Genomic DNA, 18,434 nt, shown 5'->3' with positions numbered 1-18,434 from the left:
TGGTGTGGAGCATTCATCCGAATCACCACGACCTTAGAATACCCCAGACGTGAAAAAAATCATCGCGAATCAAATGAATGTGGCCATGCACAGTTTTGTTACCTGATGTTTGCCACCCGCAAAGCCTGTCGCGATTTTGCGGCGGAAACATCCCATGAAACCGAAGTTGAAGCGCATAACATCCGTCCGATCCGCCGTGGCGGCGTCAGCCTAGATGATGTTTGTGAAGGCTTTCGAGCGGCGTTGACAAAAAACGGGCGCCAATGGCGCCCGTTGCTGAATGTCATCGATAAGAACGATGTCAGAAAACGAATTCGCGCGCCTTGGCGAAACCCGGCAGCGGCTTGACCGAGGCGTTGAAGAAGACGTTTTCCGAAATGGCGCCGCGCTCGGCGACGAAGACCTTGGCGCGGGCGGCATTGCCGTAACCCTCGACGGTGATCAGACGGCCACCATCGCGCAATTGACCGAGAAGGGCGGCCGGAACCTCTTCGACCGCGCCGTTGATGAAGATCAGATCATAGGGAGCGCCGGCAGCGTAGCCCTTTTCGAGCGGGCCGGTCACGACTTCGACCTTGGCGTAGCCGGCAAGCTGCGCCTTCGCTTCAGTGGCCAGCGTCTCGTCGCATTCGAGCGCGATGACGGAGCCGGCAATGATCGACAGCAGCGCCGAAGTGTAACCCGTACCGCAACCAACCTCGAGCACGAAGTCGTCTTTGGTGATCGCTGCCAGCTGCAGCAGCTTGGCAAGCGGCGATGCTTCCATCAGGAAGCGGGCCGGCTTTCCCGGTGCAGCTGCGGAGATCTCGACGTCGTTGTCGATATAAGCCAGCAGCTTCGCCTTCTCCGGCACGAAAGCCTCACGCGGCACCGTGAGAAACGCCGTCAGCACGGAATGCGAGGTAACGTCCGTCGTGCGAACCTGGGTATCGACCATCTTTACGCGCGCTGCTTCGAAATCCATCATGTCCTCTCGCTCTTGAAAAGCGGTTCCTGTCCCTCGTCTCTTAATCCCCGCCACGGATGCTTTCAAGGCTTGGCAGGCGCCGGCGAAAAGAATCCGGCAGGCGCCTCTTCCGCGCCACAGGGGCAGGATGGACGCTGCAACTCCAGCGTGGAATCTTTTTGCCCCTCATGTTATGATCTGTAGCGGAGGAAATAGGAGGAGCAGGCCATGTCTGCGATTTTCGAATATTTCACGCTGTTCGACTTTTTCATCGTCGCAGCGCTCATCGGCATATTCTGCTGCGGGCTGCTGGACGGCGAAACGACTTGGAGGCGATAAGCGCACTCGGAGGTATCCCCGCATCGCGTCTGCGGCAATACATGTCGGCGAGCGCTGGTCTGGCATGCGTTCTTTTCCTTTGAAGTCCAGCCCTCGACAGCCGCACGCGCATTAACGTTACGTCAACCATTTTGTTGCGGCGCCCTCGCCTTCCGCTATGGGAGTGCGCATGCAAACCTTCTTGATCCAATCGCGCGGCATAGAAGCGCTTCACTACAACGCCGATGCCCGACTGCTGCTGATCAAATACAGCAAAGGGGACATTCGCAGCTTCACCCGCATTTCGCCGCAAGGCATGCGGCGGCTGCTCGGCGCCGGTCCCGACATCGATGAGGGGCCTGAATTGAGCGATCTGCAATATCAGGCGCAAATCCGGAAAGGCGGCCTGAAGGCGCTCTACCGCCTCACGGGAATCAATCCGTTGCAGTTCGATTTTTCGCCCGGCCAGCGGGTCTGGTAGCATCGCAAACGCCAATGCCGTGCCACTGAGCCAGCCGCGTTTCACATAGATTATGTCATGTGGAAGATGTTGGAGGCCTCGCCCGGAATTGAACCGGGGTACAAGGATTTGCAGTCCTCTGCGTCACCACTCCGCCACGAGGCCTCACCTGTGACCGACATCGAAAAATATCGTGTGGTGGCCGCGATTTAGACCAGCTCTAGAATGAGCGCAAGACTTTTCATTCTGAATGCAGTCCTTTTTTCATTCTGAATAGCCGTTTGCTGAACGTTCCGGAAACACCCCTACCCGATCTCGTAAACTGCCGCGTTGTCGGACGCGGCAGCGGGCCTTAGCCGGTCGACTGTTGAACAACTGAACGCTTGGTAACCAATATCACAAAAGTCCAGAAATAATGCTTGCGTAATTACTCGCGTGAGCTGTAGCTAATTACTTGGGGCGGGGAGATTCATGAATATAATTAATCACGCAGGCATGTCCTCTGCGGCTGCCATAGCGTCGCCGGACGAAGAAGTTATACAGCTTCTGTATGTGACAGCGAAGGAAGTTGATCTCTGTTGTCTCATGACTGATGGGGAATGGGAAGATTACGACAAGACCGTTGTAAATCGCGCATGCGATCTCGGCTTGGTCACTATTCATAGTCCCGGTGGCGGGTGGAGTTACGTGACCGGCTGGCGGCTCACAAAGCTCGGCAAAGAAACAATAGGAATTCCGGCAAAGCTCGGCATCCTCTCGCGTCTTCTGGCACTCACCCGCTTTGAACGCTAGTCGATCTCATGAGCCGCCGCATTGTTCTGAACCTCGCGCAGCCCCTTATATGATGCATGCCGGGCCTTGCCGTCATGCGCCCACGCCCGGTATTTCAACCTCGGCCACCAACGCCGGCTTGATCCAGACGACATTTTACGCCGGCCGGAATATTTCGCCGCCGGCGCCTTGATCTTGTCCATCGCTTCGCGGAGCTGTGCCTCGCTGCGTTCATTGAAGCCGGTCCCAACCGAGCCGACGTAGACCAGCTCGCCAGCCTTACGTGCCGCCAGCAATAGCGAGCCGATTTTCCCGAAAGCAGATCCTGACTTCTCGTAGCCGACGATCATGAAGCCGTCGCTCTGGACGCATTTAATTGTGAGCCAATTGCCGCCCCGGCCGGAGCGATAGGGCGCGCGCCGCCGCTTCGAAAAAACGCCTGAAATCGCGTTCTTGTTCAGAACGCCCATTGCTTTTGCTCAGCTTGCGGGGATTTGCAATCCTCTGCGTCACCACTACGCCACGAGGCCTCACGCGCTCGTATCTAAGCCGTGGAGAGCGTTTAGAATGATCGTAAGAGGGCATTTCGGAAAAACGCTATTCCGCAGTTGCTGAAACGACCATTTTTCCATCCCGAAACGGAGCGGGCGCGGGCTGGAATTTCCACCGCGGTTACGATGCCCCATTTCCTGCCAATGATGGCATTTGAAACAAATTCTTGACTTGACTTCGATCACCGTCCGGGACTCAATTACCCGCGGGAGGGTATAGGAGCTTGAGATGGATTGGGCTGCCCTCAAATCGAAGCGCGTGCATGCAGCATACGACGCCGAAACCCGGGATCTGCATGTAAAGTTTCCTGGTTCTTCGCCGGTGAAACATGCGGATATTCCGCCGCACGTCCACCAGAACCTGCTGGAAACGGATGATCCATACTTCTATTACCAGTACTATATAGCGCCGTCTCGCGTATCACCAGGCCCTCGACAACCGGCCTCCGTGGCGTCCCACGCAGTGAAGCTCGTCCTCCTCCTTGCCGCCTGCAGCCTGCTGATGACGACCGGCCTCGATCCGGACCATGGCGGAACTTTTGAAGAAAGCGAACTCAGATCCAACTAGACCCGAATGTGGATGAGCTGCGCGCCCAGCCCAATCTCAGGGCCTGCGACAAGGCGGCTGGTTCCGGCGTCGAAATTGTTGTCGCTCCTGTTCTGAGAACGGTAGCGCCGATTGTCCCGCTCGCGGTCGTTCCTCCCATCGCGATCATTCCGGCCGTTGAAATTGCGATAGTTGCGAGGCCCGTTGTAGCTGCCGCCCTGACCGTGGTCGACCACGCAGCCTTCAGGACGGCGACAGATGCCGCGAGCGTCAAAACCGCGGCTGTCTACTTGGGCCTCGGCGGAAACGCCTGAGAGAAGCGCCGCTGCCGACAGGACGACAACAAAAGATACTTTCATTTCCTCACCTGGACCATTGTGACGCGATTTTGCGTTTTACATTCCATAAACCACGAATGCGAAAAGCGACCCACAGTTCCACGCCCTCCTTGCCGATCAGCCAGCCGGTTTTCGCCGCCTGTGCCACCAGACAGCCAGCCGCCGCCGAAGCCGGCGCGCGAACGGCAGATCGTGCGAGAGCACGAGGAAGCCGAGCGGCAGCATCCAGAAGCCGAGGATGGGCAGGAAACCCAACACGCCGCAGAAAATGAGGGCCATGCCGAGTGCCATCCGCGCGATGCGCGAGCGTGGCATGCCGATGCTGAAGGAGCCGAGCACGAGCCTGCCGCTTGCATGATCGATGCCGAAGCGCCCTGCCCGCGCCTTGCGCTTTTCGTCGCCACTTGTCTCACTGCGATCATTCACATTTGCCATTCCCCAGAGATGGGCGCAGGCATCCCAAATACAAGTTCATTTCATTTTTTTGAAAAAACCGCTTGGCAAATCGGGAAAGCGTTTGTATTAGCCCACTCACACCGCGCCAAGCAGTGATCCCTGGTAGCTCAGCGGTAGAGCATTCGACTGTTAATCGACAGGTCGCCGGTTCGAATCCGGCCCGGGGAGCCATTTTTCAAGTTAAGCGCCTGTTTCGTTGATAACTCCGAATGCAGGCGCTTTCTTCCCCACTTTCCCTCCCGCTTTTTGAAATCGATTTGTTGAAATTGGGGGTCAATAAATTTTCTTGATAATTTCTTCTGAATCTTGAATTCGCTATGACACTAAGGTTTTGCGGTCGCCCCGATGATCGACTGGACGGATCGGCCAAGCAACTATCGCCCTCAGAGCGCGTGTCGTATTTCTCGTCGTACCGTGGTTATTGCGCCTCCCTCACCTAGCCCTAAATCGGCACCCCCCTAATCCTTGCGAAAATTCACGAGGCGCATAGATTCAATCTATCAGATGGCTTTTGCTGGTGACCACGGATGTACTGGCACCCTGCTGATGCAATCAAAGAAGGGTCGGCGCTACCATTCGCCCGACCCTTTCTTTTTATCCAGACCGTTTTGTGGCTACTGCCGATAATCCCCATCCCTGGCCGACACCCCCCCTTAATCTCCTGGCAGCGCAGCTGGTCAGACCCGGACAGGTAGCGACGTAGATTGCCAAGCCGCATGTCCTTGTGCCGTGGGCAGTTGCCCTCGGTCTTATGAGGCTTGCACAGCCCGCACGACGCCTTGCGAGGACGCTTTCTCTTGTGATGCATGTCCATCTCCGAACGAAATCGGTGCGCCCCGATGGCGCACGCGTATGTTTCGGAGATGAAAAAGCGATTGCGTTGTCATGGTGCCGTTATATCACGGCTTGGGAGCGAGAGAAGACCGTCGGCGCCGCCCTTGGCCCACCGCGTTTTGAACGTAGACTGTGAATAGAAAACGGGATCAGCTCGGCGCCTATGATTGCAATCTTCATCAACGGTCTCCCAAGCTATGGAATATACCGCCATCCGCGCGCACTTCGCCGTCAAGCCGGCAGCCATGCGCTGTTACGATGGGTAGGCAACCGCTGGCCAAAAAACTGCCGGCGGTGTACAGCAAACGCCATGGCGCTAGATCCTGAAAAAGCATTTTTAGATTACAGTGCGGCGGACTGCAGCGTGCAGTTCTGGACCGCTAACGCACCAGCCGTGCAATTCACCTCTTTGGAAGCCGCCGTCAGGTTCGCAAAAGAGCATGGCGGCAGGTGGGAAGAGATTGAGATAACAGTCCACCTGCCGCGCGAGGACATCGTGTTCGCTACCGGAAAAGTGCATCAACTCATTGATGCTTTGCCAAGTGACCTCCGGAAGAAACGGTAATGAGGCGGATCGGCAGTCAATAGAACGGGCCGGCTCGCCTAGGAACGACGCTCCTCCCCGGTGCGGCCGGTTGGAGATATGGACAAGGTGAAGCCAGAGCTACCCTCGATTGCGATCATCACATACTATCGCCGCAGCACCTGGATAGGGTCACGGCCATGGCTCTGGGTATGGCGATAGGAATCGGAATAGGCGCCGCAGTCGGCCCGATGCTGTTCGATGACACCGCGATCGGCATCACGTTCGGTGTCGCGATCGGCGCTGCCGTCGGGGCTGTCATCAAACTGAAATGACCGCTTATGGAGCGCCGCCTGACGCTCCTCACGATCCCGCTTCTTGTACCAGCAAAGAGACGGCCACCTTTAATAGCTGCACGAACGGCCATCACCGGGTCGGAATCCATCGGCGCAAGCCGGGTTCATCGAATCTCCCGGCTGATAGCCTGATGCCGAGCCATATGAATTCGGCGGTGTCGAGCAGGCCGAAGTCATGGCGGCAAGACTGATTGCTCCGGCTGCTACAAATGCTCGAAATTTGTTCATCGATGCCTCTCCAGTTTAGGCTGTGACCGAGTGACGAGAGCTTCTGCTCTCTCCTGCCAAGATCACCTTGTCCCTCAAGATATGGCGCTCTCTTCGCCGGACGTCAGCTCCGAACGCACAAGATTCTTATCAATCTCGATCAGCTCCGCATGAAGAGCGTCGACGACCAAGCCGGCCGGGAACAAAGACCGTGGTTCAAAGTTGAGTGGCATCAACCACGTAACGTCAGTTTCTGACAGGAGGTCTTTCATGGGTCGCGGTATTCTGCTTTGGCTGCTTGGTGTTCCACTGCCGATCATCATCCTTCTTGCTCTGTTTATGCGATAGGGACAGATCATGTCGGTTTCAATGACAGGTTCCGGAGAGATTGCTACTCCGGTCGAATCCTCCAAATCCGCCATGACATGGGGGCCCATCTTCGGAGGCGCCGCTGCTGCCATCGGCGTGACCCTCATTCTTTTGCTGCTTGGATCCGGGGTTGGGTTGACGATGGTGTCGCCCTGGTCGGGGCAAAGCAGTTCGCTCGGCACGGTCGGGGTGACGGCGGCGATCTGGCTCGTTGTCGTGCAATGGCTCTCCTCTGGGCTCGGAGGTTATATCACCGGCCGGCTGCGCACCAAATGGGCGGCTGTCCACACCGACGAGGTGTTCTTTCGTGACACTGCGCATGGCTTCATCAGCTGGGCGCTGGCAACGATCTTCGTTGCCGGATTTCTCGCCTCGTCGCTGACCTCGCTTGCCGGTGCGGGTGCACAAGCCGTGGGTTCGGCGGCCACCGCGGCAGGTACGGCGGCGTCATCGACGGCATCGGCCGCGGATCTGCCTACCGCCTATTTTACCGATGCTTTGCTGCGTCCTGAGCAGGCCCGTGCAGGAGCAACATCCGATGATGCTGCTGCAACAGCTGAGGTTTCCCGTATCCTCCTCAACGGTGCCGCCGCCGGCCAGATCCCGGACGACGACAAGGCCTACCTTGCCACCATCGTCTCTGCTCGTACCGGTCTTTCCGAGGCCGATGCACGCACCCGCGTCGACACTGTGCTGAAACGCATCGACGACGCCAAGGTCGCCGCCCAGAAAACCGCCGATGAGGCACGCAAGGCTGCCTCCACCACGGCATTGTTGGGCGCATTGTCACTTCTGATCGGGGCTTTCATCGCTGCTGCCGCCGCAGCCTTTGGCGGGTCGCAACGCGACGAAGAGGAAGATCTCATCGTTACACCCCGGATCTAAGGCCCGGGGCTCAGGATCAACGGAAACCGGGGGCGCGGGGTCGACAGGCCACGCGCCCCATTTATGTCGGGCCATCCCCGGTTCTGCTGTGGTTGGATCATCGTCCGCCCCCAGACCTTTTTCTCAGTGGCGGTTTATTTGGCATCAAGCGGAACATGTGGCCGTCGTTGAGCTTCGGTTAGGTAAACCCTTTCCGGAGAATGTAGATGGCCAAGAAGACCTCCCAAACCTCGCCCTCGGACAACGCAACGATCCACGATCAGAAACTGCACCGGGGTGCAGGCGGCGAGCTTCATCAGTTTGCCGAAGACGGGATGCCGGTGCTGACCACAGCGCAAGGCGGCCCCGTTTCCGACGATCAAAACACGCTGCGTCTCGGCGCCCGCGGCCCTGCTCTCATCGATGACTTCCATTTCCGCGAGAAAATCTTTCATTTCGACCACGAGCGTATCCCCGAGCGGGTCGTGCATGCGCGTGGCTATGGAGCCCATGGCTACTTCGAAACATATGAGTCCCTGGCCGCCTATACCCGGGCCGATCTTTTCCAACGGCCCGGCGAAAAGACGCCGGCTTTCGTCCGGTTTTCGACTGTCGCCGGCAGCAAGGGTTCCTTCGATCTGGCGCGCGACGTGCGCGGTTTCGCCGTGAAGATCTACACTCAGCAGGGAAATTGGGATCTGGTCGGCAATAACATCCCGGTCTTCTTCATTCAGGACGCGATCAAATTTCCCGACGTCATTCATTCCGTAAAGCCGGAACCCGACAGGCAATTTCCGCAGGCGCAGTCGGCGCATGACAATTTCTGGGATTTCATCACCCTCACGCCTGAAAGCATGCACATGATCATGTGGGTGATGTCGGACCGCGCCATTCCGCGGTCGTTCCGCTTCATGGAGGGTTTCGGCGTTCACACCTTCCGCTTCGTCAATGCAGCGGATGAATCGACCTTCGTCAAATTCCATTGGAAACCGAAGCTCGGCCTGCAGTCCGTCGCCTGGAACGAGGCAGTCAAGATCAATGGTGCGGATCCGGATTTCCATCGACGCGACCTCTGGCAGGCGATCCAGTCGGGAAACTTTCCGGAATGGGAACTCTGCGTGCAACTTTTCGATCAGGACTTCGCCGACACGTTCGACTTCGACATCCTCGATCCGACGAAGCTCATCCCCGAGGAGATACTTCCGGTCAAACCGATCGGCCGTCTTGTTCTCGACCGAATGCCCGACAACTTTTTTGCTGAGACCGAGCAGGTCGCCTTCATGACGCAGAACGTTCCCCCCGGCATCGACTTCAGCAACGATCCACTGCTGCAGGGACGGAATTTCTCTTATCTCGACACACAGCTAAAACGTCTGGGCGGTCCGAATTTCACACATCTGCCGATCAACGCGCCGAAGTGTCCCTTCCACAATTTTCAGCAGGATGGCCATATGGCGATGCGCAATCCTGTCGGACGCGTCAATTACCAGCCGAATTCCTGGAATCAGGGGCCGCGGGAATCGCCGGTTCAAGGCTACCGGCACTTCCCGGCCGAGGAGCAGGGTCCCAAGGTTCGGCTGCGGCCGGAAAGCTTTGCCGATCATTACAGCCAGGCCCGACAGTTCTACATCAGCCAGACTCCGCCGGAACAACGCCATATAGCCGCAGCGCTGATCTTTGAATTGAGCAAGGTCGAAACGCCGGTCATTCGTGAGCGTATGGTCTCGCATCTCTCGAACATCGATGAGACGCTGGCCAGTAAAGTCGGCCATGCCCTCGGCTTCAAATCGATGCCGAAGCCTGCCGATGCCGCCATGCCGACGCGACAGGATCTCGAGCCGTCGCCGGCGCTCAGCATCGTCGAGCAAGGTCCGAAGCGGTTCGAAGGACGCAAGCTCGGCATTCTTGTCAGCGATGGCACCGACGCCGCTATCTTCAAGGCGCTGCTTGCCGAGATCACCGAGCAGAAGGCAACGTTCGAAGTGATCGCACCAAAGATCGGCGGCGTGACGCTCTCGGACGGCAACTGGATCGAGGCACATCAGATGATCGACGGCGGACCTTCAGTACTTTACGACGCCGTCGCCCTCCTCCCCTCAGCCGAGGGAACCGGCGATCTGCTGAAGGAGGCAACGGCCCGCGATTTCGTGGCCGACGCCTTCGTGCACTGCAAGTTCATCGGCTATGTGGAAACAGCGCTGCCGCTGATGCAGAAGGCCGGAATTGCCGATTCACTGGATGAGGGCGTGATTGCGCTCGGAGCGGCTAGGGATGTTATGACTTTTATCAAGGCGCTTGGCAAACTGCGTGTCTGGGGCCGGGAGCCATCGGTCAAATTGAATTGACCGTCTCGTCGCCATAACGGCACGAGAGTGACGGGTCAGAATGAAACCCGCGGAAACGCGGGTTTTATGTCGTTTGCCGCCCCTATTCATTGAGCCAAGGGGATGGAAGCTACTCCATCCCCAGTTTTACGCGCTGGTGGAGAGCCGTTCGCGCTGGCTCTTTCGACAGATCTCTGACTTGGCCGTCTTATCGAAAAACATTGTGCACCGCAGCAACCTTTTCGTAGGCTGACGCGTTTAGTTCAGCATCACCGCCATCCCGGCTGCTGATTGGCGGAGACTTTCATGAGATCTATGTCGGACACTCTCGCACGCCTTGCTGCGCTGCGAGGAACCCTTCGCGCCCAACCGACGCAGGACAACCCTGATCTTGTCACCTTGGACGCATTTGGCTCAAACCCAGGCGCCTTGGGGGGCTACACCTATTTACCGTCGAAGCGCGGGAAAGACATGGCCCTGGTCGTCGTCCTGCACGGCTGTACCCAGACTGCCGCAGGGTATGATATCGGATCGGGGTGGTCACGATTGGCCGAGGACTATGGCTTCGCGCTGCTGTTTCCCGAGCAACGAAGGGCAAACAATCCAAATTTCTGCTTCAATTGGTTTAACCCGGAGGACATAAGCCGGGATCACGGCGAGGTCTTTTCCATTCGCCAGATGATCGTAAAGGTCGTTGCGGAACACGGTATCGACGGCAGGCGCGTGTTTGTGACCGGGCTTTCGGCGGGCGGCGCCATGGCCGCCGCCATGCTCGCTACCTATCCCGAGGTTTTTGCCGGCGGCGCGATCATTGCGGGCCTGCCATATGCAAGCGCCGCGACCATTCCCGAGGCGTTCGATCGAATGCGCGGTCACGGCGGCCCAACTGCCAAAGAGCTTGAACGGCGATTGAAAAGCGCTTCAGGGCACAAAGGCCCGTGGCCGACATTATCACTCTGGCAGGGAACCGCGGACAGAACCGTCGTGCCATCCAATGCGAATGCGATCGTGGAGCAATGGAAAAATATCCACGGCGTCGACGCATCGCCGGGCCGCGTCGAAGATATCGGAAGACACCAGCGAAAGGTCTGGACCGATGCTCACGGTGTCGACGTGATCGAACTCTATACGATTGCCGGGATGGATCACGGCACGCCGCTCGATGTCGGCACCGGCTACGGGACAAGCGGCCCCTTCATGCTTGACGTCGGAATTTCATCGACCGTCGAAATTGCCAGGTCCTGGGGTGTGGTCCCCTCATTTGAAAAACGGCACGATGCAAAACCCTCTGCTGCGCAACCGGAAAACGCCGCAGGCCCATTCGGCGCGGGCAGCGACCGAGGCGGCATTCAGAAGGTCATTGAAGATGCCCTCCGGTCCGCCGGGCTGATGCGGTAGTCATATCTAATTAAAGTGGAGATTTGTAGACAAGAATAAATACGCGGAATAGGAATGGCGCTCATCGTCATACGGGGAGACACCATGGTTCCGCTTTCGCTTTTTATCACAACTGCTTCGCGCCGCCGCATGGCGGCTGCACTTGCCGCCATGCTGTTTGCACCGGCAGCTTTTGCCGAAGTGATCGTCTTCAAGGATCAGGGGAACCGCGAGGTGCGGCTGGCAAAGGCTGCCGAACGTGTCGTCTCGATCGTCATCCCGATGGCTTCCACCGTCATCGCGCTGGATGGCAGCACCCGGAAGCTCATTGGCATGAACCCGACGGCAAAGAGCGCCGTGGTCGAAGGGATTCTCGGAAAGATCTTCCCCGAGGCCAAGGATATTCCGTCTGATGTGACGGCGCCGAACTTCGTGCCGAACGTCGAGGCGCTCACCGCCGCCAATCCCGACCTCGTCATTCAGTGGGGTGATCGCGGCGCCGATATCGTCGCACCCATCACCAATGCCGGCCTCACCACGATGCTGATCCTTTACGGCACGGAAGAGCTGACCCGCGATTATATGACCATGGCTGCGAAGGCGATAGGCAAGCCGGAGCGGATCGGTGAACTGGTGGAGTGGCGCGACCGCGTCCAGAAGGATATCGAAGCCAAGGCGACTGCTATCCCCGACGAAAAGAAGCCGAACGTTCTCTACCTCGGCCGTGCGCTCTCCGATATCAGCGCCTCCGGCACGAAGGGCAATTACAACGCCTGGTCCATCCAGCTTGCGGGCGGCAGGAACGCCTCGGTCGAACTCAACGGCACCGTCTCTGTGAACAAGGAGCAGATCGCCGCGTGGAACCCAGACGTCATCTTCCTGAATGCATTCGAGGCAAAGCTGAATGTCGACTGGGTCTATAATGATCCGATCCTGTCTCTCACCAATGCCGCCAAATCAAAGCGGGTCTACAAGATGCCGCTCGGCGGCTATCGCTGGGATCCGCCGAGCCAGGAATCGCCGTTGTCCTGGATGTGGACGGCCAACCTGCTCCATCCCGAGATCTTCAAATACGATCTGCGCGCAGAAATGAAGACGGCCTACAAGACGCTTTACAACTACGACCTGGCCGACAGCGATATCGATAATATCCTTTGGCTTAAGGAACAGGGCGCTGCCGCCGACTACGCGCAGTTCGAGGCAAAGTGACGTCATGGCGACGATGACGCAGGAGGAAACGGCGCCGGCTGTCCGTCGGATTCAGCTCGCCAGACAGACGCTGGTCTTCGCCTTGCTGCTGATGCTGCTGGTGGTCGCCTTCACCGTCAGCCTCTGCGTCGGGCGGTTCTCGGTGCCGGCTGGACGCGCGCTGGAACTGATCTGGCAGGGGATCAGCGATCCGTCGCGGGAGCTTACCGCGATCGACGAACGCATCGTGCTGCTGGTGCGTGCGCCGCGCGTCGTGCTTGCTGCGCTTGCCGGCGCCGGGCTTGCCATCTCGGGCGCCGGCCTTCAGGGCGTGTTTCGAAATCCGCTGGTTTCGCCCGACATACTGGGCATTTCCCACGTGCAGCCTTTGGCGGCGCGCTGGCGATCATGCTCGGCATCTGGGGATTTCCGCTGATTGCCATGGTGTTCCTCTGCGGCATGGCGGCCGTCATCCTCGTGGGGCTGCTGTCGCGCATCAACGGCCGGTCGGAAACGGTCACCGTGATCCTGTCGGGGCTGGTCATCAGCTCGATGTTCTCGGCGGTCGTCTCCCTGCTGCAATTCATCGCCGATCCCAATACATCCCTTCCCGCCATCGTCTACTGGCTGATGGGATCCTTTGCGACGGCCACATGGGAACGCACGCTGGTGGCGGCACCCGGCCTCATCCTCGGAAGCTGCTTCCTGTGGATGCTCCGCTTCCGGCTCAACATCCTGTCGCTCGACGAAGCCGAAGCCCGCAGCCTCGGCGCCAATACGATACGCGAGAGATGGCTGGTCTTCTGCCTCATCGCCGTCATCGTCGGCAGCCAAGTCGCAGTCTCCGGCATCATCGGCTGGATCGGCATCGTCATTCCCCACGCCGCCCGTCTGCTGGTCGGCCATGATCACCGCGCGTTACTGCCGGCAGCCGCCGTGCTCGGCGCAGGATTCATGGTCTGCATCGACACCCTCGCCCGCACGGCGACGGCGGCGGAAATCCCGCTCGGCGTCATTACCGCCCTCGTCGGTGCGCCGATCTTCGCAGCTCTCCTGCGCCATCACTATCGTGAAAGGACCGGATCATGATCGGATTGACGGATGCGGTCGTCAGGTTCGGGGCGCGCACCATCCTCGATCGCCTGAGTTTCTCGGTTCCCGTCGGGCGGTCGCTCGCCATTCTCGGCCCCAACGGACGTGGTAAGACGACCACACTGAAAGCCATGCTGGGCTTTCAGCGGCTGGACGAAGGCAGCCGGGTGGCGCCCGCCATTGTCGGCTACGTCCCGCAGACCGGAAGCAGCAACCAGCGCTACCGCGCCATCGACGTCGCCGTCATGGGGCGGGCAGCGCATCTCGGCCTGTTCGGGCAACCGGGACCTTCCGATTTCGAGATTGCCCATGCCGCGCTCGAGCGGGCGGGAGCGGCCCGCTTTGCCGATCATTTCTTCGACCGGCTTTCCGGCGGCGAACGGCAACTCGTGCTTCTGGCGCGGGCGCTCGCCACCGGGTCGAAGTCGATCGTCCTCGACGAGCCGGCTGCCGCCCTCGACCTTCGCAACCAGGAGCGGTTGCTGAACCTGCTCAAAAGCCTGCGCGAACCGCGCGACAAGGCAATCGCCTTCACGACGCATGATCCGAACCATGCGCTTGCCGCCGCCGACGATGCGCTGCTGATGATGCCGGATAGTCAATCGCTGTTCGGTCCGGTCGCGGAGACGATCACGCCGGAACACCTCGAACGGCTTTACGGTGTCCCGATGCGGGTGGTCGAGCTTATCGGCCCGACAGGCGACAGGCATCAGGCGGTTCTGCCAGCCTTTGCAGGAATTTGCGCCGCATGAGCATCCTTCTGATCCAGTCGCATTATCAAGATCCTTTCGGCATGAGCCCGCCGGCTTTCGCCGAGGCGACCGCGCAAGGCAAGCTGATCACCGTACGCGAGATGGAGCTGACCGAGGCGCATTTCGCTGCCGCAAGCGGCCTCATCACCACGACCCATCTCGATCAGGTCGGCTTCCTCAGATACGCGCCGGCGGTGGCGTCCTTGCTCGACCGAGGCGGCCGGTGGATCTTCAACGGCCACATGCTTCGGCCGATCCTGCCGGAACTCGGCGCCTATATCCCGATGCCGCAGCCGAAAAGAGCCGACTTCGTACAGGTCAGGCAATTCGATCATCCTGTTTTTACCGGCATCGACCAGAGGATGCTGGAAACGAACCGCGGCGTCGCCGGTTTCTACGGCCGCGGACACAATCCAATGCCATCAGGCGCCGTTGCGATCAATACATTGGGACCGGCTGCGGTTCCCGTCGACTGGATCTGGGCGCGGCCGGCGGGCGGAGAAATATTGTCGCATGCCGGAAACGAGTTCTGGGGTTGCGGAGACGATCCCGACATCAAAAAGCAACTGGCCGGCCGTGTTATCGCCTGGCTGGCGGGGGACCTGAACCGATGAGCGTGCTCGCGATCCATCCCGGCGCCTACTACCACATCGAGACGCTGGAAGCGCCGCGTTACCGGAATCATTTCGACAGACTGGTGCGCCCGGAGGAGCTGCCCTCGACCGAACTCAGCGAACACCAGGTGCTGTTCATTCCCTGCCGGACGCCGGCGGACCGGATGGCGCCGCATGCGGCGCAACTGCGCGCCTATCTCGACCGGGGCGGCACGATCGTTGCGACCGGCGAGACGGCATGGGAAGCGTTCCTGCCGGCGATCCATTTCACGCCGCAACCGACAAACTGGTGGTGGTGGCTGACCGAGGGCGCCGATCTCGGCGTCAGGATCGCAGCACCCGGCCATTCGCTGTTCGAACATCTCGGACAGGCCGACCTGACCTGGCACCTTCACGGCTGGTTCGACCCACCCGAGGGCGTCGAGGTTCTGGCGGTGAACGAGGGAGGCAAGCCGATCCTCTATGTGGACGAGGTCACGACGGCGGGGCGCATGGTGATCACCAGCCTCGACCCCTGCTTCCACCACGGATCGCATTTTATGCCGGCGACGACGCGCTTCCTGGATGGTTTCCTTCCGTGGATGCGCAAGGTACTGGACAAGGGAAAATCGGAATGAACGAAACAAAGATCGAAGTGCTCGAAGACGGCAAACCGCTTGCCTACGGCTTCACCGACATCATGCATTATCACGGCTATGGTTTCCCTGGCGGCGTCGCCCATGCCTTCAAGGTGATGGAGCGCGCCTTTCCGCTGCTCAGCACCGACGGACCGCCGGAGCGCCGCGAAATCTCGATCCGCACGGCCTTTCGCGGCCCGGGCGGGCGTGACGCCTTCGAAATGGTGACACGCGCATTGACGGAAGGACGCTATAGCGTCGACCCCTTGCTCGATCGGCCGGAGCGCGGCGACATTCTCGCCCGCTACGTCTTCGAGCTCAGCTATCGCGGCCGCACCGTCACCCTGCAACTGTGCGACGGTCATGTCCGCGAGGAATTCATCATGCTCGGCCGCAAGCCCGACAGGACACCCCAGGAAGAGGAGCGTCTCGCCTGGCTAAAGCAGGAGATGGCGGACCGCCTGCTGGCGCTGCCGCCGGAGGCGGTTTACGAAGAGGCATAGGACGACCACTCAGATTCGGCAGACCTCCCCGAAGATCGCCACTATCGGTTTTGAGACTTGGGCAGTGGTCCGTTTTGGTGGCTGAAGACCAGTTCGCTCTGGACATCTTGCTGAAACTGCAGCACCCGCTGACCGATATCGCTCTCCGGCATCCCGGCCGCCAGAAGCTGATCGGCAAGCCTGCGGCATTCGGCCTTCCAGAATTCTATCGCATCTGTGCCGTGCCGCCGGCCGAGTTCACGCGCGCAGCGCTCGACATTGGCAGTTCCGGTTCCAGCGGGAAAGGCAATAATTCTGCCTTCATTGGCGCCGGCAGGCCGGCGGGTCGTTTCAGTAGCCATCGAACACAGGTTCCTTTGATCCTGTTCGTTGTCTACGGGACTATGGTTAACGCTTTCTATTTGTTGCGGTAAGAAGATCAATCAGGTGGGATTTTGGCGGGCCGCGATGTCACCAGACAATCGGATGGGTTTTGCCGGTGAGCACGTTCACGAACCCATCCGGCGCCAGCTCCGACGGCGCGACCAGGACCCAGCGCCAGGGTGAACAGGTCAGCGTCGCAAACGACAGACGCTCAGGAAAGCCCGGCCACCATCGAGGCGAAAAGGTCGGCTCGTACATCCAGTCGATCCCGGCGCCGGCGGCATAAAGAGCCTGCATCTCCGCATCGAGCGCTTCGGCCGAACGCGCCGTCATCAGGCCGCCGACCTCGTAGCGGACGCGGGCGAGAATCTTGCCACCGGATACCAGCACCCAGCCGCCCTGCTGCTCGTTCAGAGCATTGACTGATATCGCCATCGCCTCGTCGGATGAGCCGACCGTCCAGATATTGTGCTTGTCGTGCCCGAGCGTGGAGGCGAGCGCCGTCTCCGGCGTGCGCGGTCCGGTGCCCAGCCAGAACATCCTGGAGACCCTGGCCTCTCCGGAAAACCGATCGACAATGGAGAACTTGGTGACATTGCGCGCGGCATCCCGCTGCACGGCGCCCTCTTCCACCGGCAATTCCATGGTGATGAAATCGTCGTGCCAGTGAAACGGCCGCAAAAGTGCTGCGTTGACCGTGGTCCGGTTCGGCGGCGCCTCGATGCGGAAATCGTCAGCCGTGACCGTCCTGTCTATTTTCACGGTCCGCGTCGCCCATTGCGGCCAGTCGATTTCAGGGCGCACGCCAATGAATGTCGCGCCCTCGGACGCAGGGCGCCCGTCCGCCCATACCTTTTCGATCGACAGGCTGGCGACGTCGCTGAGAAGAACAATATCGGCGAAGCGGCCCGGCGCGATCGATCCGACCCACGGCGTCAGCCGCATATGGCGTGCCGGATTGAGGGTGACGCACTGGATGGCGGTCTCCGGTGCAAGGCCGTTTTCAATGGCAAGCCGGACATTGTGGTCGGTCGCACCGATTTTCAGTGTGTCCGAGGCGCTGCGGTCGTCGGTCACCAAGGCGATCTGCGACCAGTCCGTCAGCCCCTTGTCGATCAGACCGCGGATGACTTCCGGCAGGGAATGCGGCCTGAGCTCGATGAAAAGCCCGTGGAGCAGCTTCTGCCAGATTTCATCGAGAAACCAGCCCTCATGATCGGAGGCGAGACCTGCCGCGGCAAAGGCATTGATCGAGGCCATGTCGCGCAGTCCGGCGCCGTGGCCTTCGACCACGCCGCGCTGCTCGAAGGTCGCGCCGATCATGCCCCACAGCCGATCGTAGGAGGGATTGCCAGGATCGGATATGGACGGCCAGTCCATGACCTCGTCGAGCCCGGCGACCATCAGGCTTTCGGAAAGGAAGGCCTTCTGTTCGTCGTAGCCGAACCAGCCGCCACCCCATTCATAGGCGGTCGGCGGCACGGCAGAGCCAGGCAGGGGAAAGATTTTCATCGGCGATCCGCGCCGGCGCGCTTCCAGCCAGAATTCCAGATTGCGGGCGCCGTTGACGTTGGAAAATTCGTGGCTCGCCTCGCATGTCCAGGTCACGCCATGCGGCATCACCAGAGCCGCCTCCCATTCCGGCGTCAGATGGGAGCTTTCGATATGTTTGTGCGCCTCGCCGAAGCCCGGCACGGCCGCAAGATCGGGCTCCGAGAACCGCTCGTTCACTTCGCCTGCGTAACTGCCGGCCGGGCCGACATAGGCGATGCGGCGGCCCTTGATGACGATCTCCTGATCGTCAAGCCATGTCCTCGAATGGACATCGAGCAACCTTCCCACGCGCAACAGCCTGTCGGCGGGCCGGCGTCCGAGCGCCGTCAGCACGAGATCCTGGCGTGTCAGAACCTCGTCGGACGCGTTAATCAGCAGATCATCAGGAAGAACAGTGCGCGAAGTGGCCATGAATGGAATGCCCGTGAGAAGCTGGAACCGCCGGACCGTAGAGACCATGCCCGGATGTGTAAAGCGCTGATGAACCACACGTTTTGTGAGCAACGACGA

20 protein-coding genes, 2 tRNA genes and 1 pseudogene are annotated in these 18,434 nt (G+C 59.7%); 15 read left to right on the top strand and 8 right to left on the bottom strand.

From position 1 onward, the window contains the following. Positions 1-301: 301 nt before the first annotated feature. The gene (locus RL_RS10550; RefSeq protein ID WP_011651644.1) at positions 302-967 is read right to left on the bottom strand and encodes a protein-L-isoaspartate O-methyltransferase family protein; all 666 of its coding nucleotides are present in this window, start codon (positions 965-967) and stop codon (positions 302-304) included. Positions 968-1,442: 475 nt separating this feature from the next. On the opposite strand from RL_RS10550, the gene RL_RS10545 reads away from it, so the two are divergent. Further along, positions 1,443-1,745, top strand: a complete 303-nt coding sequence (locus RL_RS10545) for a hypothetical protein (RefSeq protein ID WP_028742090.1) — start codon at positions 1,443-1,445, stop codon at positions 1,743-1,745. Between the two features lie 70 nt (positions 1,746-1,815). On the opposite strand, the gene RL_RS10540 is transcribed toward RL_RS10545, so the two are convergent. Continuing rightward, positions 1,816-1,889: transfer RNA gene (locus RL_RS10540), tRNA-Cys, on the bottom strand. 306 nt (positions 1,890-2,195) lie between these two features. Here RL_RS10540 and RL_RS10535 point away from each other — a divergent pair. Beyond that, the gene (locus RL_RS10535; protein WP_011651642.1) at positions 2,196-2,516 is read left to right on the top strand and encodes a hypothetical protein; all 321 of its coding nucleotides are present in this window, start codon (positions 2,196-2,198) and stop codon (positions 2,514-2,516) included. On the opposite strand, the gene RL_RS10530 is transcribed toward RL_RS10535, so the two are convergent. Then, complete coding sequence (locus RL_RS10530; protein WP_041936288.1) at positions 2,513-2,965, bottom strand: ATP-dependent DNA ligase; 453 nt, start codon at positions 2,963-2,965, stop codon at positions 2,513-2,515. The genes RL_RS10535 and RL_RS10530 overlap by 4 nt on opposite strands. Positions 2,966-3,275: 310 nt before the next feature. Between RL_RS10530 and RL_RS10525 the strand changes: the two genes are divergently transcribed. After that, positions 3,276-3,614 carry a KTSC domain-containing protein gene (locus tag RL_RS10525; protein ID WP_011651641.1) on the top strand — a complete coding sequence of 113 codons (339 nt, stop codon included), beginning with the start codon at positions 3,276-3,278 and terminating at the stop codon, positions 3,612-3,614. On the opposite strand, the gene RL_RS37435 is transcribed toward RL_RS10525, so the two are convergent. Both RL_RS37435 and RL_RS10515 read right to left on the bottom strand, forming a co-directional pair. Then, complete coding sequence (locus RL_RS37435) at positions 3,611-3,952, bottom strand: hypothetical protein (protein WP_011651640.1); 342 nt, start codon at positions 3,950-3,952, stop codon at positions 3,611-3,613. The genes RL_RS10525 and RL_RS37435 overlap by 4 nt on opposite strands. 96 nt (positions 3,953-4,048) lie before the next feature. Next, a complete protein-coding gene (locus tag RL_RS10515; RefSeq protein WP_017991186.1) occupies positions 4,049-4,366 on the bottom strand; it encodes a membrane protein in 318 nt (105 codons plus the stop codon). Between the two features lie 117 nt (positions 4,367-4,483). Between RL_RS10515 and RL_RS10510 the strand changes: the two genes are divergently transcribed. The 3 genes from RL_RS10510 (at position 4,484) to RL_RS40505 (ending at position 6,079) form a co-directional block, all read left to right on the top strand. Next, positions 4,484-4,558, top strand: a tRNA-Asn gene (locus tag RL_RS10510). Between the two features lie 973 nt (positions 4,559-5,531). Beyond that, positions 5,532-5,786, top strand: a complete 255-nt coding sequence (locus tag RL_RS41130) for a hypothetical protein (RefSeq protein ID WP_041936287.1) — start codon at positions 5,532-5,534, stop codon at positions 5,784-5,786. Positions 5,787-5,944: 158 nt separating this feature from the next. Continuing rightward, complete coding sequence (locus RL_RS40505; protein ID WP_222277485.1) at positions 5,945-6,079, top strand: DUF3482 domain-containing protein; 135 nt, start codon at positions 5,945-5,947, stop codon at positions 6,077-6,079. Between the two features lie 69 nt (positions 6,080-6,148). Here the strand turns inward: RL_RS40505 and RL_RS40500 are convergent, their stop codons facing one another. Then, complete coding sequence (locus tag RL_RS40500; RefSeq protein ID WP_003558829.1) at positions 6,149-6,328, bottom strand: hypothetical protein; 180 nt, start codon at positions 6,326-6,328, stop codon at positions 6,149-6,151. A 336-nt stretch (positions 6,329-6,664) separates the two neighbouring features. On the opposite strand from RL_RS40500, the gene RL_RS10500 reads away from it, so the two are divergent. The 9 genes and pseudogenes from RL_RS10500 (at position 6,665) to RL_RS10460 (ending at position 16,007) form a co-directional block, all read left to right on the top strand. Beyond that, positions 6,665-7,561: a hypothetical protein gene (locus RL_RS10500; protein ID WP_011651638.1), complete on the top strand. Its 897-nt coding sequence runs from the start codon at positions 6,665-6,667 to the stop codon at positions 7,559-7,561. 206 nt (positions 7,562-7,767) lie between these two features. Further along, positions 7,768-9,885, top strand: coding sequence for a catalase (locus RL_RS10495; RefSeq protein ID WP_011651637.1), 2,118 nt, complete (start codon positions 7,768-7,770; stop codon positions 9,883-9,885). A gap of 285 nt (positions 9,886-10,170) precedes the next feature. Further along, positions 10,171-11,262 carry an extracellular catalytic domain type 1 short-chain-length polyhydroxyalkanoate depolymerase gene (locus RL_RS10490; RefSeq protein ID WP_011651636.1) on the top strand — a complete coding sequence of 364 codons (1,092 nt, stop codon included), beginning with the start codon at positions 10,171-10,173 and terminating at the stop codon, positions 11,260-11,262. 54 nt (positions 11,263-11,316) lie between these two features. Continuing rightward, positions 11,317-12,450 (top strand): ABC transporter substrate-binding protein, encoded by a 1,134-nt coding sequence (locus RL_RS10485; RefSeq protein WP_011651635.1) that lies wholly within the window; start codon positions 11,317-11,319, stop codon positions 12,448-12,450. Positions 12,451-12,454: 4 nt separating this feature from the next. Continuing rightward, positions 12,455-13,518: pseudogene (locus tag RL_RS41125) on the top strand (FecCD family ABC transporter permease). Further along, complete coding sequence (locus tag RL_RS10475) at positions 13,515-14,273, top strand: ABC transporter ATP-binding protein (RefSeq protein WP_011651634.1); 759 nt, start codon at positions 13,515-13,517, stop codon at positions 14,271-14,273. The pseudogene RL_RS41125 and the gene RL_RS10475 overlap by 4 nt, the downstream one beginning before the upstream one ends. Continuing rightward, positions 14,270-14,887, top strand: a complete 618-nt coding sequence (locus tag RL_RS10470) for a hypothetical protein (RefSeq protein WP_011651633.1) — start codon at positions 14,270-14,272, stop codon at positions 14,885-14,887. Before RL_RS10475 ends, RL_RS10470 begins: the two co-directional genes overlap by 4 nt. Then, complete coding sequence (locus RL_RS10465) at positions 14,884-15,504, top strand: hypothetical protein (RefSeq protein WP_011651632.1); 621 nt, start codon at positions 14,884-14,886, stop codon at positions 15,502-15,504. The genes RL_RS10470 and RL_RS10465 overlap by 4 nt, the downstream gene beginning before the upstream one ends. Then, positions 15,501-16,007, top strand: a complete 507-nt coding sequence (locus RL_RS10460; protein WP_011651631.1) for a hypothetical protein — start codon at positions 15,501-15,503, stop codon at positions 16,005-16,007. Before RL_RS10465 ends, RL_RS10460 begins: the two co-directional genes overlap by 4 nt. Positions 16,008-16,048: 41 nt before the next feature. On the opposite strand, the gene RL_RS37425 is transcribed toward RL_RS10460, so the two are convergent. Together RL_RS37425 and RL_RS10450 are read right to left on the bottom strand one after the other, a co-directional pair. After that, complete coding sequence (locus tag RL_RS37425; RefSeq protein WP_011651630.1) at positions 16,049-16,348, bottom strand: DUF6074 family protein; 300 nt, start codon at positions 16,346-16,348, stop codon at positions 16,049-16,051. Positions 16,349-16,457: 109 nt separating this feature from the next. Then, positions 16,458-18,383, bottom strand: a complete 1,926-nt coding sequence (locus tag RL_RS10450) for an adenine deaminase (RefSeq protein WP_049778371.1) — start codon at positions 18,381-18,383, stop codon at positions 16,458-16,460. Positions 18,384-18,434: the final 51 nt, after the last annotated feature.

The sequence above is a fragment of the Rhizobium johnstonii 3841 genome, assembly GCF_000009265.1.
Lineage (GTDB): Bacteria > Pseudomonadota > Alphaproteobacteria > Rhizobiales > Rhizobiaceae > Rhizobium > Rhizobium acaciae.
Note: the sequence above shows the minus strand (reverse complement) of the source record. Positions and strands in the feature narration are given on the sequence as shown.